The sequence below is a fragment of the Amycolatopsis sp. VC5-11 genome (genome assembly GCF_037034185.1).
Taxonomy (GTDB): Bacteria; Actinomycetota; Actinomycetes; order Mycobacteriales; family Pseudonocardiaceae; genus Amycolatopsis; species Amycolatopsis nivea.
Genome location: NZ_JBAGKF010000011.1, coordinates 130610 through 145977, shown reverse-complemented (window position 1 = coordinate 145977; position 15368 = coordinate 130610). Strand labels below are relative to the sequence as shown.

The 15368-nt window shown below is 69.9% G+C and carries 9 protein-coding genes and 1 pseudogene; all 10 read right to left on the bottom strand.

The genetic code is table 11. From position 1 onward, the window contains the following. Positions 1–63: 63 nt before the first annotated feature. Positions 64–1266: pseudogene (locus WA670_RS29120) on the bottom strand (polyketide synthase); the annotation flags it as partial. After that, positions 1263–2195 (bottom strand): enediyne biosynthesis protein UnbU, encoded by a 933-nt coding sequence (locus tag WA670_RS29115; protein WP_336159449.1) that lies wholly within the window; start codon positions 2193–2195, stop codon positions 1263–1265. The gene WA670_RS29115 and the pseudogene WA670_RS29120, both read right to left, overlap by 4 nt. Then, a complete protein-coding gene (locus tag WA670_RS29110) occupies positions 2192–4105 on the bottom strand; it encodes a CRTAC1 family protein (protein ID WP_336159448.1) in 1914 nt (637 codons plus the stop codon). The genes WA670_RS29115 and WA670_RS29110 overlap by 4 nt, the downstream gene beginning before the upstream one ends. Further along, positions 4102–5034, bottom strand: a complete 933-nt coding sequence (locus WA670_RS29105; RefSeq protein WP_037812896.1) for a DUF1702 family protein — start codon at positions 5032–5034, stop codon at positions 4102–4104. Before WA670_RS29105 ends, WA670_RS29110 begins: the two co-directional genes overlap by 4 nt. Continuing rightward, the gene (locus tag WA670_RS29100; protein WP_336159447.1) at positions 5034–6302 is read right to left on the bottom strand and encodes an ABC1 kinase family protein; all 1269 of its coding nucleotides are present in this window, start codon (positions 6300–6302) and stop codon (positions 5034–5036) included. Before WA670_RS29100 ends, WA670_RS29105 begins: the two co-directional genes overlap by 1 nt. 291 nt (positions 6303–6593) lie before the next feature. Next, positions 6594–7712: a cobalamin-independent methionine synthase II family protein gene (locus WA670_RS29095; protein ID WP_275292252.1), complete on the bottom strand. Its 1119-nt coding sequence runs from the start codon at positions 7710–7712 to the stop codon at positions 6594–6596. A 220-nt stretch (positions 7713–7932) separates the two neighbouring features. Further along, the gene (locus WA670_RS29090; protein WP_037812899.1) at positions 7933–8955 is read right to left on the bottom strand and encodes an LLM class flavin-dependent oxidoreductase; all 1023 of its coding nucleotides are present in this window, start codon (positions 8953–8955) and stop codon (positions 7933–7935) included. Positions 8956–8983: 28 nt separating this feature from the next. Continuing rightward, on the bottom strand, positions 8984–11116 hold the full coding sequence (locus WA670_RS29085) for a N,N-dimethylformamidase beta subunit family domain-containing protein (protein WP_336159446.1): 2133 nt from the start codon (positions 11114–11116) through the stop codon (positions 8984–8986). Positions 11117–11231: 115 nt separating this feature from the next. Continuing rightward, the gene (locus tag WA670_RS29080; RefSeq protein WP_037813387.1) at positions 11232–11516 is read right to left on the bottom strand and encodes a DUF1905 domain-containing protein; all 285 of its coding nucleotides are present in this window, start codon (positions 11514–11516) and stop codon (positions 11232–11234) included. A 155-nt stretch (positions 11517–11671) separates the two neighbouring features. Then, the gene (locus WA670_RS29075; RefSeq protein ID WP_336159445.1) at positions 11672–15340 is read right to left on the bottom strand and encodes a CARDB domain-containing protein; all 3669 of its coding nucleotides are present in this window, start codon (positions 15338–15340) and stop codon (positions 11672–11674) included. Positions 15341–15368 lie beyond the last annotated feature (28 nt).

Below are 15368 nucleotides of genomic sequence, written 5' to 3'. Positions count from 1 at the left end.
CGCCGACAGCACCCGCAGAGTCTCGCCCAGCGCCGGATGCGGCGTCGCGCAACCGGTGGTCGGCGGTAGCAGTCCGGAGGACACGCTCAGCGCGGCTTTGACCACCCCAGCGACTCCGGCAGCTGCTTTGGTGTGCCCGATGTTCGCTTTGACCGAGCCGAGCGCGGCGGCCGACGACGCCCCCGCCCGGGCCCGGTTCAACGCTGTCAGCTCGACCAGATCGCCGACCGCCGTTCCGGTGCCATGTCCCTCGTACAGTCCGACCTCGGCGTGCTCGATCCCGGCCATCTCGCCCGCGCGGCGCAGCGCGAGCAGTTGCCCGTCCGGCTCGGGCCGGGTGATACCGCCGCGGCCGTCCGAGGAAACGCCCCAGCCGAGGATTTCCGCGTACACCGGCAGCCCCGCCGCGCGGGCGTCCTCGGCGCGGGCGAGCGCGAGCATTCCGCAGCCCTCGCCGGGCCAGAAGCCCGCCGAACGCTCGTCGTAGATCCGCATCTCCTCGGCGGCCAGCGCACCGGTCTTGGCGAAGCCGACCAGCTCGAACGGGTCGAGCGACAGGTCCACTCCCCCGGCCAGCGCGAAATCGGCACCACCGTCTCGCAGCGCGCGGCAGGCGGTGATCACGGCGAGCATCGACGAGGCGCACGCACCGTCTACTGTGTACCCGCCGCCGTGGAAGCCGAAGTGGTTGCAGATCCGGCCCGCGATGGTGTTGGCGAGACTTCCGGCCAGCGTCTCGTCCCCGACCTCGGGAAACGCTGCCAGGTACCGTTTCTCCACTTCCGTGAGGTCGACCTCGGACAGCGTGGCGCGCAGGACGTCACGGACGTACGGCCAGCGCAGCCGGAGGGTCCGGGCGCGGGTCACTTCGCCGGTGAGGCTGTTGCCGACCACGACGGCCACCCGGTCCGCGTCCAGGCCGGCGCCTGCCGGATGGCCCGCGTCGGCCAGCGCCCGGTCCGCGGTTTCCAAGGCGAGCCAGTGCGCGGGATCGGCGGCGCGGAACGTCGAGCCGGGAATCCGGAACGCCTCCCGGTCGAATTCCCAGTCCGCCAGCACCGCGGCCTGGGTGCTGTAGGTCCGGTCGGGGACGCTGGCGTCGGCGCTCCAGTAGTCGGCGAGGTCGAGCCGCCCCGGCGGCAACTGCCGGAACGCACGGCGCTGGTGGAGCACGGTTTCCCACAGCTGCGCCGGGTCGGCCGCGTCCGGGTAGCGGCAGGCCATCCCGACGATCGCGATCGGCTCGCCGGGTTCGCGGCGGGTCATGCGGGCTCCCGAGCAGGCACCGGCTCGGCGGCGGGACGCGGTGCCGGGATCAGAACCGTCCATTGCGGACTCTTCCGGGCGGCGATCGCGAGCGCCGCGGCCCGCAGTGCGCAGGTGATCGTCAGCGCGAAGAACAGGCCGAACACGACGTGGAACTGCACGAGCACGCCGTACACCGCGGCGGTGGCGAGCCCGAAGTACACCTGGTTCCGTCGCGAAGACGGCGTGGTGCCCGGGTCGGTGATCATGTAGTTGGTGAACAGGACGAACGCCGTCCCGGTGAGCGGCAGCACCGCGCTGACCAGCGAAATATCGGTGAACAGCGCGCGCAGCAACGCTTGGCCGAGGAAGCCGCCGACCCAGCCGAGGATCAGCGGGACCTTGCCGGTGAGCTTGGCGTTCAGCATGGTCCCGGCGATCAGCAGCAGGGCGGGCACGAGCGCGCCCCACCAGCCGGTGACCCATTCGGTGAACTCGTACGGCGGCGCGATGCCGACCCAGCCGAACAGCAGCAGGACCACCACGATCCCGACGTTGCTCGGGTTCAGCACGTGCCTGCTCTTGCCGCCGACCCGCACCCGCACGAGGTACTTGGAAGCGACCCCGACCACCGCGGCGAGCACTGTCGGCATGAACCGGTCGTTGGCGTACAGGAGCATCGCGCACGCCATGCCGGTGATGTAGGCGGGGAGCAGGAAATCGACCACCGCACCGGGTTTGCCGAGGTAGCGCGGGCGACGTTCGACGGCCGCGGCCTCCACGGACTCCAGCACGATCTCCGCGGCCAGCGCGGCGAACACGGCGACCACCGGGGTCAGATACGCCTGTTCGAAGCCGAGCACGGTGTGCCCGAGCACGGTCAGCACGGTGATCGACGCGCCGAACCGGCGCAGGGCAGCGGAACGGCGTTCGCTCGGCGACTTGGTCACCGGTCCTCCTCGATGGTGCCGTCGGGGTTGAGCCGCAGCTGGTGCCAGCCGGGCGGGAGCGTCACCGAACCCTCGTGGCGGTGTCCGCAGCCGTCTCGCCACGCCAGGCGGACCGGCACCGTGGACGGCGGCTCGCTGCCCAGACCGAAGTGCAGGTCAGGGGCGTTGACGCCGTTGTGCCCGTTGGCCGGGTACACCTGTTCCAGCCGCTTCCCGCCACCGGGTGCGGCGACCTCGGCCTCGGCTCCGATGGCAGGCGAAACCGGCCCGCCTGTCCCGCACGCGGTGCCGCCGACGGGTTTTCGCAAGCGCAGTCCGAGGAAGGCACCGGCCGGCGAGGTGTTGCGGTACAAAGTGGACGGTGCCCACTGGTTGGCGACGACGAAGTCGAGCCGCCCGTCGCCGTCCACGTCGCCGACCGCGAACGCGCGGCTCACCGCGTCGGTGCCGACTCCGACCCGGTCCGCGACGTTCACGTAGCGGCCGTCCGCGCCGCGGGCGAAGAACGAGTTGTGGTCGTGTCCGGAGAGGTCGGTCCCCTCGGTGAATCGCGGCCACAACGCGGGGTGGCTCAGCACGAGGTCGTTCGACATCGCGGTCTCCTGCAGTTGCGCCCACCGGTTCACCTCGCCCGCGACGAAACCGGTCGCGTGCATGACCTCGTCGGAACCGGAGTTGGCGAAGTCAGCCGCTTTGACGTCCCACGACCATCCGGTGCGGGACAGTCCGAGGTCCTCGCTGTGATCGTCGTAGGGTGCCCCTCCCTCGCGCAATCGGGCGGCTGTCTGCGCGCGATCCATAGTGGACTGATAGGCGAAGTTGCTTTCCTGCAACGCATACGGCTCGGTGATGTTGCTGACCAGGATGTCCGGGACGCCCTTCGCGTCGAGGTCGGCGAAGGCCACCCCCATGCCCTTGAACGAATCGTTGCCCAGCACCTTCGATTTCGGTGTCGTCGCGTGCCTGGTCCCGGTCGCCGTGCGGAACGCGACGCGGCCCGGAGCGGACTCGTTGACCAGCAGGTGATCGGGACCGAAGTCGTTCGCCACGTAGAGATCCGGCAGTCCCCGGCCGCCGATGTCCTGGGCGCCGAGCGCGAGCGCCCACCCGGTTCGCGTCTCCGGCGGGAAAGCGTCGGGCACCTCGGCGAACCGCCCGGCTCCGCTGGAGCGGAACAACCGGAGCGTGCCCCCGTTCGCGGCGTGCGACAGCGAATCGTTCATCGTCAGTTCCGGCTGGTGCGCGGTCGGATCGAGCACGCGCGCGCCGTCCGGGAAGTAGTTGCCGAAGACGAGATCGGTGTGCCCGTCGCCGTCGAAATCACCGATGGTGGCGGCGTTGGTGTTCCAGACCTGCCACGGGCTGACCAGTTCGCGCGCGCGGAACGCGGCCGCGGACGGCGCGGCCCCCGGCAGGCGCTCGAAGACGACCGGGGACCGGCCCCAGTAGTAGACGACGACGTCCTGGCGGCCGTTCTCGTCGACGTCCGCGGGCAGGCAGCCCATCGGTGCCGCGAAGGACGGCATCTCCAGCCCTGACGGCGTCAGCGCGAACGGCTGGTACCGCGCGCCGGTGCCAGGGGCGGGCTCGACGGTGACCGTGTCCGTGCGCGGGTCTACCAGACAGATGTCGTGCGCGACCGGGCCGCCGTCCACGGCGAACAGGGCGGTCGCCGCGCCCACGGAGGAGATCCACGACCGGATCTGTTCGTAGGCCGGAGCGACGGTCCGCACGTGCCGTCCGCCGGGCGCGTTGTCCGGGCTGACCGGCGCGGCGGCGAACGAGAACTGGTGCGCCAGCTCGGTTTCCTCGGCCGAGGACGACTGCGGAACGACTGTGAACGCGAACACCGCCGCGCAGCCGAACAACGCGACCACGCGGGCGAGATGCCGGCGCAGAAAAGGCCTCATCGGCTCTTCCTCTCCCAGAGATACCGGATTTCCGCGCGCCAGCGCTGGTAGTGCGCGAGCGTCGACGGAGCGGGCAGCCGGCCGAGCGCCTGGTCGGTCCAGTCCGCGGCGGCGCCGGTGCTGGTCCCGGCCAGCACCTCGGCCGCTTTGTCGGTGTGCGCGGGCACGATTCCGCTGACCCGCCGCGCGGCGCAGGCGAACGCGCACCCCTGTGCCAGGTGCGCGCGCAGCGGCCCGGACAGATCGGCGAGCCGGGCGAGCTCCCCGGCATCGGCACCGCCCGCGTACGTCGCGGCGAGGCCGACTCCGCTCCACAGGTCCGCCTGCCGTTCGACGGGGAATTCCGCGATCCGCAGCGCGACGCCGTCCGGGTCGGCGCATTCGCAGAACCACAGCGCCCGACCGAGCCCCTGGTCGCGGATATGCCGTGGTCCCGGCCCGATCCCGGGTTCGACGCGATGGCGGCCGACTGTCCGGTCGGTGTGGAAAAAGCCTTGGTGGAAGCCGAATCCGTCCCAGGCCAGCCACCGCAGCAACGGATCCGTTCCCGCGTTCCGCGACGGGCGCAGCCGCAGCCGCGCATAGGCCCAGCCGATGCCGACGTGCACGAGGTGCGGATAGTCCGCAGCCGGTCCGTTCAGCAGGGCCGCGACCCGCCCGCGCCGGGCCGGGAGGAGCAGGTCCAGCAGGGCGCAGCCCATTCCCGCACCCTCGAACGCGAACCCGCGCAGCTCCGGTTCGAGCGCGGACACCCGCTGCCCGAGCGCGTCCCGGTCCGGCTCGACCGAGGCGTTCAGTCCGGTCAGGAACGCTCGTCCGGACGCCTCCAGGACACCGCGGGCGGGGCCGGGACGAAGCCGGAACCGGCGCAGCCCGAAGTCGACCTGCCGCATGTCCTGGCGCAGCGCCCGGGCCACGACGCCGGGCATCACCGCGTTTCCTGAGGCATGGCGACGACGCGTTCCATCAGGGCGGTGACCAGCATGGGCCGGGCTTCGCGCTGGAAATCGACGTCGGGATGGAATTCGCGCACTGTGCCCTCCAGGACCAGCAGGGACAGAATCGGGAACACGAACTGCGGATCGGCGTGGAGGCCGTGGCGGCGCTGGAGGTCGAACAGCTTGGCGGCGAACGAAACCAGGTCGAAGTCGGCCGCGCTGCGCCCGGTGTGCTCATCGACCAGTGCGGACAGTTCGGCGCGGAATCCCGCGGGGTCGGACCCGGGCGGTGCCGTCGCGGTCGACAGCACGATGTCGGCGCAAGCTTCGCCGTCGCCCTGGCTCATGCAGTAGAAGAACGCCGCGAACTTCTCCCGCGCGGACTCGGACAGCTGGACGATGAAACCCGCGTCCAGCACGACGATCGAGCCGTCCTCCCGGAAGTAGAGGTTGCCGGGGTGCAGGTCGCAGTGGACCACGCCGTCCAGGAACAGCATCCGGTACACCGCGCGCAACGCCGTGACCACCGCGTTCCGGCGCTCCTCCTCGCCGAGGTCTTCCGGACGGCGACGCGCCAGGCCGTCCAGGAAGTCCATCACCAGAATGTCCTCAGTGGACAGTCCGCGATGAACTCCGGGCACCGTCACTCCGTCGGCGGCGCTGAGCGCTTCACGGAAGCCTTCCAGCCGCTCCGCTTCCCGCGAGAAATCCAGTTGCGCACGAATGCTTTCGGCGAGTTGCGCGGCCACCGCGTTGACCGGCACCCCGCGCAGCATCGGCAGCCGAGCCGCCAAGCGCGCGCCGCATTCCAGCATCGCGAGATCAGCCGAGAGGGACCGGACGATCCCCGGCCTGCGCACTTTCGCCGCGACCGTCCGGCCGTCCGGGAGGCCCACCCGGTACACACAGGCGATACTGCCCGCACCGACCAGCCGCGGTTCGGCCGCGCCGAACCGCAGCGCGGGCGGCATCGTGCGCAGCGGTGCTGGGCGAACCTGGTCGTGCAACCGGGAAAGCGCGCGGCATCCGCTCGGCGGCAGGAGGTCCGCCCGGGTGCTCAGAAGCTGGGCAGCCTTCACGAACGCCGGTCCCAGCGCCACCACGGTGTCTGCCAGCCAGCCGTCCCGGTCGAACCGTTCGCCGCGCAGCCACGCCGCTGCCGTCGCCGGTCCCAGCAGCAGCGACCGTCCGGCGAGGACCGCTAAGGCCCGCACCGTCCGCAGCGCCACCGCGCCGCCGCTGATTCTCGAAAACGTCATCTCTCCCCTTCGCCGTCCGGCCGCACTGCCGACGACCGACATTACAACCAGTAGCGCGACGAATGCACTCTGTTACTACAGGACCATCCGTTCCAGCGAAACCGGGCCAGAAACACCCGGCCGGGCAAGCCGTTTCCCTTTCGTGGCCGGGAACCCGGCCCGGTTTCCTGTACATGGTCGGCCGCGGGTCACCGCCGCCGCCTCAGCCGTACCCTCGCCTGCCCCGATCCAGGCACCCAAAAACACGGTGCGTAGCGACCGCGGGGCGATTTCCCTTACCGCGCGCGATAATCAGTCGACAGCGGCGGCCTGGTGCGCATCCTGGCCAGTGCGGGCAGCGGGAAAACCGACGCCGAGCTGATCCGCCGCGAGCGCGGTGCCTTCCAGCCGCGCGCGGATCTTGGCGAACGCGGTCTGCCGCGAGGTCGATTGGTCGTCCGCGAACGGGGAAAAGCCGCAGTCGTCACAGGTTCCGAGCTGCTCCACCGGGATATGACGAGCAGCGCGCAGAACCCGGTCGCGCACCACTTCGGCCGTCTCCACGCGCGGGTCGATCGGGTCGATCACCCCGACGAACACGCGGACTCCCGGCCTGAGCTGATCCGCGATGACGCGCAGGACCCGGTCCGGATCGGGCTCGCTGGCCAGTTGAACATAGAAATTGCCGACGGTGTGCCGGAACAGCGTCGGGAGCAGGTCGGCGTAGTCGACGTCGAGGCTGTGCGTCGAGTCCAGATCGCCGCCGGGGCAGGTGTGGACGCCGATGCGCGCCTGCTCGGATTCGCTGAACCTCGCCAGGACCCGGTTGTTCAGCTCGACGAAATCGCGCAGCACCTGGCCGCTGGGATCGAGTTTGAGCGACAGGCGTCCCTCGGTGAAATCCAGCTGGACGACGTGCGCGCCCGCGTCGAGGCACCCGCGAATATCGGCCTCGGCCCCGTCGACCAGGTCTTCGAGGAATTTCTCGCGCGAATAGCCGTCGATGCCCGAGGCCGGGTAAAGCAGCGACAGCGCGGAAGGCGCGATAACCGCTTGTTTCACTGGAATATTCGTGCACTGCCGCGCGGCCCGCACATACTGCTCGGCGTGCTCCTGGTAACGGAACGGCCCGGAGGTCAAACAGGGCAGCTGCCGCTGGTGGCCGTCGGCGAACGGGATGACGACGCCGTCCGCGGAAAGGTTGCCCGAGCCCGCGATCGGGTAGGTGACGAAGCTGGGTTTGCGCTGCTCGCCGTCGGTGACCACGGTCGCGCCCAGCTCCGCCTGCGTTTCGATGGTCTCGCGGACGGCCCGGTCGAGAACGGAGGCGAAGGCCGCGTCGCCGAGCTGCCCGCTTTGGCGCGCGGCGAGAGCGCCGAGCAATTCGGGCGAACGCGGAATGCTGCCGATGGGTTCGGAAGGAATGGTCATGCGGCGAGCCTAGGAGCGGCAGCACGGAGCGGAACAGGAAAGAAACACCGGAGAACGCCGTTCTCCTTCTTTCGAGCCATTACCGGTTCGAAAGTGTTGACACGGCACTTCGGCGAGAAAAGCGCTTTATTGGCACAGTGCAAAAAGCATTTTCACCAGCAACACAAAACCGAGGGGGCGGCGGCCCGTTCCAGCCGCCGCCCCCTCGATCAGCGTGTGCTCAACGCCAGCCCAGCTCCGGAGCGACGTGCGTCAGGATGCTCTCCAGCACATGGGCGTTGTAGTCGACACCCAGCTGGTTCGGCACGGTCAGCAGCAAGGTGTCCGCGGCCTGCACGGCCTCGTCCTCCTTCAGTTCCCGCACCAGTTCGTCCGGTTCGGCGGCGTACGAGCGGCCGAAGATCGCCCGGGTGTTTTCGTCGATCATGCCGATCTGGTCGCGCGAGTTGCGGTCGCTGCCGAAGTACGCGCGGTCCAGGTCGTTGGTCAGCGCGAAGATGCTGCGGCTGACCGAAACGCGCGGCTCGCGTTCGTGGCCCGCCTCCTTCCACGCCTCGCGGTAGGCCTCGATCTGCTTGCGCTGCTGGACGTGCAGCGGTTCGCCCGTCTCGTCGTCCTTGAGCGTGGAACTCTGCAGGTTCATGCCGAGTTTCGCCGCCCAGACGGCCGTCGCGTTCGAGCCCGAACCCCACCAGATGCGGTCGCGCAGCCCCTCGGAGTGCGGTTCGAGCCGGAGCAGGCCCGGCGGGTTGGCGAACATCGGCCGCGGGTTGGGCTTCGCGAAGCCCTCGCCTTCGAGGAGCTTCAGGAAGACCTCGACGCGGTCGCGGGCCATGTCCGCGTCGGTCTCGCCCTCCGCGGGGGCGTAGCCGAAGTACCGCCAGCCGTCGATCACCTGCTCGGGGGATCCCCGGCTCACGCCGAGCTGGAGCCTGCCCCGCGAGATGAGGTCGGCGGCGCCGGCGTCCTCGACCATGTACAGCGGGTTCTCGTACCGCATGTCGATCACGCCGGTGCCGATCTCGATCTTCGACGTCCGCGCGCCGATGGCCGCGAGCAGTGGGAACGGGCTGCCCGCCTGCCGCGCGAAGTGGTGCACGCGGAAGTACGCGCCGTCGACGCCCAGCTCCTCGGCCGCGACCGCGAGGTCGATCGATTGGTGCAGGAAGTCGGCGGCCGACCGGGTCTCGGAGTGCGGGCTCGGCGACCAGTGGCCGAACGACAGGAAGCCAATGTTCTTCACGCATCGTCAAACGTTCAACTACCCCGTCTCATTCCCCGGCGGCCGCCGCGGCGCCGAGATGTGCCGGTGCGGGACGGCTGAGTGCCCGGTCGACCACGTTCCGCAACACCTGCGCCACCACCGGGTCCACCCGGACGGCGCCGTTGAACGTCAGCGACGACGCGCTGAACACGAAACCGCCGCCGGGCAGTTCCTTGCACGCCATCGCGGCGCCCGCGCGGTCGGTCGGGTTCGTGCCCTGCGCGATGACCCCGCTCGGCGGCACCTCGCCGTCGAGGCCTTGGAGCGTGTCGAACTCCCAGGCGCTCGCCGCGCCGTTGCGGCCGTGCGCGCCGAACTCGCTGCCGGCCGTCAGGCCGGTCCCGGCCAGGAACGGGTGGTCGCGCAGGACGCGGTACGGCGCGAAGGTCATCCAGCCGTCGTACTCGAAATTCACCCCGAGCAGCTGCGACTCCGGCAGGTCGTAGTGGTCGAGGAACAGGTCGCGGCTGCCGTCGGCGGCACGGAACGTCAGCGTGGTGCCCGCGGCGTCGAACTCCGCGCGTTCGTAGATCTGGTTGCCGCCGGTGGCGATCACGCTGCCGCCGGCCGCGAGGTAGCCGGCCAGGTTGATGCGCATGGCCATCGAGAAGTACTCCGGGTGCGAGCCGAGCACGACGGCGCTGTAGTCCTCGAGCCAACCGCCGGTGTGCAGGTCGTGGTCGGTGTAGCAGTCGAACCCGACCTGCTCGGCACTCAGCCAGCGCAGCAGTTCCAGATCGCTGTAGAGCTCCAGGTCGTACTGGCCTTTCGGCGCGATCAGCCAGGTGTAGCTGGGCCGCAGGAACGAGATCACCCGCCGGACGCCGGCCTGGCCCTCGGAGTACTGGTCGTGCCCGCTCCAGCCGTTGTACGCGTGGTAGGTGTTGGTCGGCAGGACCACGGCGATCTTCTGCGCGGGCGCCGCGGGCCGCACCACGAACGGGATGTGCTGCACCCGGCCGAACCGGCCGGTCAACCGCGCGGCGTACACCCCGGACGGCCAGGTCGCGGGGATGTCCGCGGCGTAGCGCTCGGCCCAGCCGCATCCGGCGGACCGGTAGTTCGCGCCCACCATCTGCAGGCCGCCGGTGACGGTGGTCGTCCCGGTGACCGCCTCCGGGGTGTCCCCGCCGGGCGCGACGCGCACGAGCTGCGCGGTGACCGTGCTGAACGCCGTCGACAGCGCGATGGACACCCGCCCGCCAGCGGGCACGCTCTGCTGCTGCGGGTACCCCTGCAGCCCGGCGCTGCGTTCGACGGTGAACCCGTGCCCGACGACGATCCCGGTGCCGTTGTTGATCCAGCGCGGCCCGCCGTCGGTGTCGACCGTCTCGTGGTTGGTGAGGCGCAGTTCGACGAGATCGCCGTCGTCGCCCGGCACCGTCGAGTGGTCGATCCGGATGAGATAGACCGCGCCGTTGCCGCCTCCGGCGAACAGGTCCCGGCGGAACAGCTCGAACCAGTCGTTGTCGCCGATCGCGATGGGCTGCCCGTTGTTCGCCCAACCGCTGCCGTCGCGGTAGCGGAACCAGGTGAGCGCGCCGGTGCCGCTGACCGCGTAGATGACGTTCGCGGTGTCGGAGAACAGATAGCGCGCGACGTTGAACCCGTCGCCGAGCGCCTGCGGCGTTTCGAAGGTGCCGTTGATCCGCCGCGACCGGTACAGGATCCCGTTGGCGTCCACGCACCAGATGACGCCGCCCGGGCCGCCGAAGATGCGCGGGAAGGCGTTGAATCCGGTCCCGACGACGACCCCGGTGCCGTTGTTGGCCCAACTGCCCGCGCCGGTGTCCAGGTTGGTGACGAGCCGCTGGTAGTACAGCACCGTCCCGTCCGCGCGCACGCCGTAAAGGACGCCGTTCAGATCGCCCAGCACCGTGACGAAGTCCTGCCAGCCGGACCCGATCAGCAGCCCGCTGCCCTGGTTGGCCCAGTCGAACGCGCCGGTGGCCCAGCCCCGGTGCCGGTACCAGTAAAGGGCGCCGTCCGCCTGCACGGCGTAGACGATCCCGTCGCCTCCGCCGACGAGCCTGCTCCAGCGCTGGTGCGGATCGAACGCTCCGGTTTCCAGCGCTGCTTCCGGACGTGCTTCCGCTGCTTCGGCGATCGGCAATGCCGGACGGCCGCTGAGAATCCCCATGTCTCCCCCAGGAGTTCGGTGTGCGTCCCCTCGCACACGTCTGATGGGGTAAACGCTCGTCCGGCCGCCGGGCGTTTACCCGGCGGCCGGACTACCACCCGATCAGCCCAACGGCTCAGCGGGCGAGGCGTTCGAGCAGGACGACGGTCACCGTGTCCCCGGCCTCCTTGCCGATCGCTTTCCGCAGCGAGGCGTTGACCGGGAGTTTGTGGGTGCCGTCGCCGAGCGCCATGAAGGAACTGCGGAACGGTTCGCCGTCGACGGTGCCGCGGACCTTCACCAGGCCGCGGGTGCCGAAGAACTCCGCGGACCCGGGCCAGATCAGGTACGTGTGGCCGCCTTTGGCCGGGCTCTTGCGCAGGGTCGCGGTGAATTTCTCGTCGAGTTCGCCGGTCTTCATCGGGTTCTCCTTCGGATCGGGCGGGACGTTCACCTCGAGGTACGAACCTGGCCGCGGGATTTCGACACGGTACCGGCGGATCCGCGGAAATACCCTGGCTCGCGCACGCCCGGCGCCGGAACGGTCACCCGTCCCGGCGCCGGACCGCTCCCCCTTTACCGCGTCCCGCGCCGGCCCCGCGCCGCCGCCGGGACTGGGCCTCCGGTGATCGTGAACTGCGAGCCCGGTTCGCGGACCACGTCGCCGGCCGACGAGTTCGTGATCGTCACGTTCGACAGCGTCGCGCTGCCCCGGGCGCCGCTCATCGCGAGGATGCCCGCGCCGTTGTTCGACTTGTCGATCTTGACGTTGCTGATCGTCACGTCCGGCATCGAGCCGCCGCCGGTTTTGAATTGGATTCCGTCGTAGGTCGAATCGTGGATTTCCGTGTCCCGCAGCACGATGCCGGGGATGTCCTTGCCCTGGGCGAAGAACGTGATCGCGCCGAATTTCTGCTGCTCGCCCCAGAACACTCCGCCGCAGCGGTACAGGGCGTTGTTCGCGATCAGCGTCTGCCCGGAGAACGGCAGCGGGTCGTGGTCGGTCGCCAGCATGATGCCCGGGTAGTTCATCGTGTCGGAGACCAGGTTGTTCTCGATCTTGTTCCCGTACCCGCCGTAGACCGCGATTCCGTTGGCCCGCCACGGAAGCTGGACGGTGTTGTTGCGGAACACGTTGTCGTGCGCGATGTCGACGGCCGGGTCCTTCACGTACTGGTTCGCCCAGACGGCGAGCGAATCGTCGCCGGTGGTGCGGAACGACGAGTTCACCACCCGCGAGTTCCGGGTGCCGTTGGTGAAGTTGATGCCGTCGGCGTAGGTGTCGCGGATCCGCATGCCGCTGAACTCCAGTCCGTCGGCAGGGCCCCACAGCGCCGGGATGTTGCTGTAGTCCCGGCCGACCCACACGCCCACGTTCGCGTGCTCGATCCACACGTTCGAGATCTTCGTGCCGGTGCCGAACCGGCCGTTCAGCCCGACGCCGCCTTCCGCCCCGCCGTCGCCGCCGCGGATCCGGCCGGAGCCGAAGATCGCCAGGTCGGAGATCTGGACGTTCTTGTCGATGTCGAACCCGAAGTTGCCCTCGTGCGGATGGTTGATGCCGCCCGCGTCCTGCGGCTGGATCAGCGAGTACAGCTGCGAGTACCACATCCCGGCGCCGCGGATCGTGGCGTTCGAGATGCCGATCTGGTTGTACTGCCCGCCGCCGTTGGGCACGTTCGGGTCGTCGGTCAGGATCTTGCGTTCCTGCCGCCACTGGCCCGGCGGGATCCAGACGCAGCTGATCACCCCGTTCTGGTCGTCGGTGACCGCGCGCTGGATCGCCGCCGAGTCGTCGATCCCGTCGCCGGGCACGGCGCCGTAGTCGGTGATCGACGTGCATCCGGCCGGTTTCGGCAGGGCCGGTGCGACCTGTTCGAGGTCGATCAGGTCGATGACGTAGTACGCGGCGGTGTCGCCGTTGTCGCGTTGCAGCTTGAACTTCGTGCCCGGCGGGTACGACTGCGTCAGCAACGCGTGCGATTCGTCGAACAGCCGCCGCGCGTCGCCGCCGGGAGTGTTCGTCAGGCCTTCGGGGTCGTCGGTGGTGCCGTAGAGCCAGCTGTGCGTGGACGACAGGTTCAGCTTCTGCGCGAAGGCGCCGTTGACGTACAGGCTGATCGTCGCGTCCTGTCCCCCGCCGCCGGGCGCGTCCGGGATCGAGTTGCGGACCACGATCGAGTTCGCCTGGTTCGTCGAGGTGAATTCCACGTACTGGCCCTGGTTCGCCAGGCGCACGGACTTCCGGCCGGACGATTCGGTCGCGAAGTTCGTGTGCCCGAACGTCCGCAGCGGATCGGTCTCCAGCAGTTGACCTTGGTACTGCGCGGCTTCCGCTTCGTACTCCACGTAGGGCAGCGCCGCGCCTCGGCCGACCACCATCACCTGCGAAAGCGTGTTGTTGGCTTCGTTGGTTTCCTCGACCGTGTCCGTCGCGTCGGCCGTCGCGGTGAGGGTCGCGTTCGCGGCGGTCCACGTGCCGGCCAGCGCAACGTTCGCCGTGGCCCCGGCTGCGATCGCGGGGGTGTCGCCGTTCAGAGTGGTTTCGCCGGCGGTCAGCCGGGTCACTGAGGCGCCCGCGCCGCTCGTGCCGCGGTTGTGCACGGCGACGGTGAACGACACCGGCGCGCCGACGGCCGGGTTCGGCGGGTTCGACGTGATGCCGGTGACCTCGAGATCCGGCCCCGGGGCCTGCGCGATCACCAGCTGCGTCGGCGCGGTGAACGTGTCGTTGGTTTCGTCCTGCTCGATCACCGAGTTGGCCGGGTCGACGGTGGCGGCCACCCGGTAGGTGCCCTGCGGTCGCTTGCCCGCCTGCACGGTCACCGTGGTGGACGCTCCGGCGGCGAGTGCACCGACCGGCGCGGACCCGAGGACGGTGCCGCCCAGGCTGACGTTGACCGTCGTCGCGGCGGCAGCGGCCGAACCCGCGTTTCGCACGGTCGCCGACACGGCGAGGTCGCTGCTTTCCGTCGGGTTCGACGGGGTCCAGGTCGTGTCGGTGACGACCAGGTCCGGGTTGGGCGCGGGCGTGCCGAGTACCTGGAATTCGGCGGCCTGTCCGCCGGGTGCGCCGGAATTGGCGAAGAACCGCAGCTGCACGTCCGAGGCGCGGCCGGTGACCGGGATCGTCACGATGTTCTGGTTGGCGGCCGGGTCGAAGCGGTAGTCGGCTCGTGCGGACAGCGTGGTGAATTCTCCTGCGCCCTGGGCGCGGCCGAGGATCTCGAAGTTCTGCGTCCGCGCGCCCCAGATCGGGTCCGGATTGAGCTTCACGACGACCGAAGACAGGTCTGCGTCGGTGCCGAGCTTTACTGTCAGGGTGTTCGGGTAGCCTGCGGAGGACTCCCAGTAAGTACCCGTGTTGTTGTCATTCGCGTTGGCGGCCGCGAACGCGCCGACCGTCGAGGACGCTTCGATCGGCTTGCCCGCGGCGAGGTTCTGGCCGGTCTGCGTCCCGGCCCGGACGACGTGGTTGCTGTCTGCGGACACGTTCCCGGCCGCGTCCTTGGCGCGGACGAAGTACTCGATCCGCGTGCCCGCGGGCCGGTTCTCGGTGAACGCGGTGCCGGTGACCGTGGTGACGGGCGTGCCGTCGCGGTAGACGGTGTAGCCGGTGACGCCGACGTCATCGGTCGACGCCGACCACGTCAGCTTGACCTGCCCGGAGGCGGGTTCGGTCAGCGTCACGTTCGCGGGGGCAGTCGGTGCCTGCGTGTCGCCGGTGTCCGGGCCGTACAGCTCGAACTCCGAGAGTTGCGCGGCGGGCCACTGCGTGTTCGCGGTGACGTCCAGCCGTACGTAACGCGCGGACGCGGTCACCGGGATGGTCACCGTGCCGGAGGCGAACGTGTAGCCGGTCGAGCGGACCAGATCGGTGAAAGACGTGCCGTCGGCGCTGCCGCGCACGGTGAGCGTCTGGGTGCGGGATTCCCAGGTGGCAGGCAGTTTCAGCACGATCCGCGAGAGCGGCTTGACGGAGCCGAGGTCGGCTTGGATCCATTGCGGGAAGGCGTTGTTGGCCGATTCCCAGTAGGTGGCTTGGTTGCCGTCGAAGGCGTTGGCGACCGGGTAGCCGGGCTGCACGCTGCTCGCCGAGACCGTGCGCGTCAACTGCACGTCGGCGGCGTTCGGAGCCGGACCCGGTGAGGGGCCGCCGGCCGCGGCGGCGGGGGTGAGGCCTGCCGCGAGGAGCCCTGCGGCGAGGAATCCGGTGACGAGCCGGGACAAACGCATGCGTGTCATGGCATCTCTTCTTTCGCGGGGACGGGGA

Excerpts from the sequence above, each read along its gene's own strand:
- WA670_RS29095 (WP_275292252.1), bottom strand. The coding sequence starts at position 7,712 with ATGACCATTCCTTCCGAACCCATCGGCAGCATTCCGCGTTCGCCCGAA.
- WA670_RS29085 (WP_336159446.1), bottom strand. The coding sequence starts at position 11,116 with ATGGGGATTCTCAGCGGCCGTCCGGCATTGCCGATCGCCGAAGCAGCG.
- WA670_RS29110 (WP_336159448.1), bottom strand. The coding sequence starts at position 4,105 with ATGAGGCCTTTTCTGCGCCGGCATCTCGCCCGCGTGGTCGCGTTGTTC.
- WA670_RS29100 (WP_336159447.1), bottom strand. The coding sequence starts at position 6,302 with ATGACGTTTTCGAGAATCAGCGGCGGCGCGGTGGCGCTGCGGACGGTG.
- WA670_RS29105 (WP_037812896.1), bottom strand. The coding sequence starts at position 5,034 with ATGCCCGGCGTCGTGGCCCGGGCGCTGCGCCAGGACATGCGGCAGGTC.
- WA670_RS29075 (WP_336159445.1), bottom strand. The coding sequence starts at position 15,340 with ATGACACGCATGCGTTTGTCCCGGCTCGTCACCGGATTCCTCGCCGCA.
- WA670_RS29080 (WP_037813387.1), bottom strand. The coding sequence starts at position 11,516 with ATGAAGACCGGCGAACTCGACGAGAAATTCACCGCGACCCTGCGCAAG.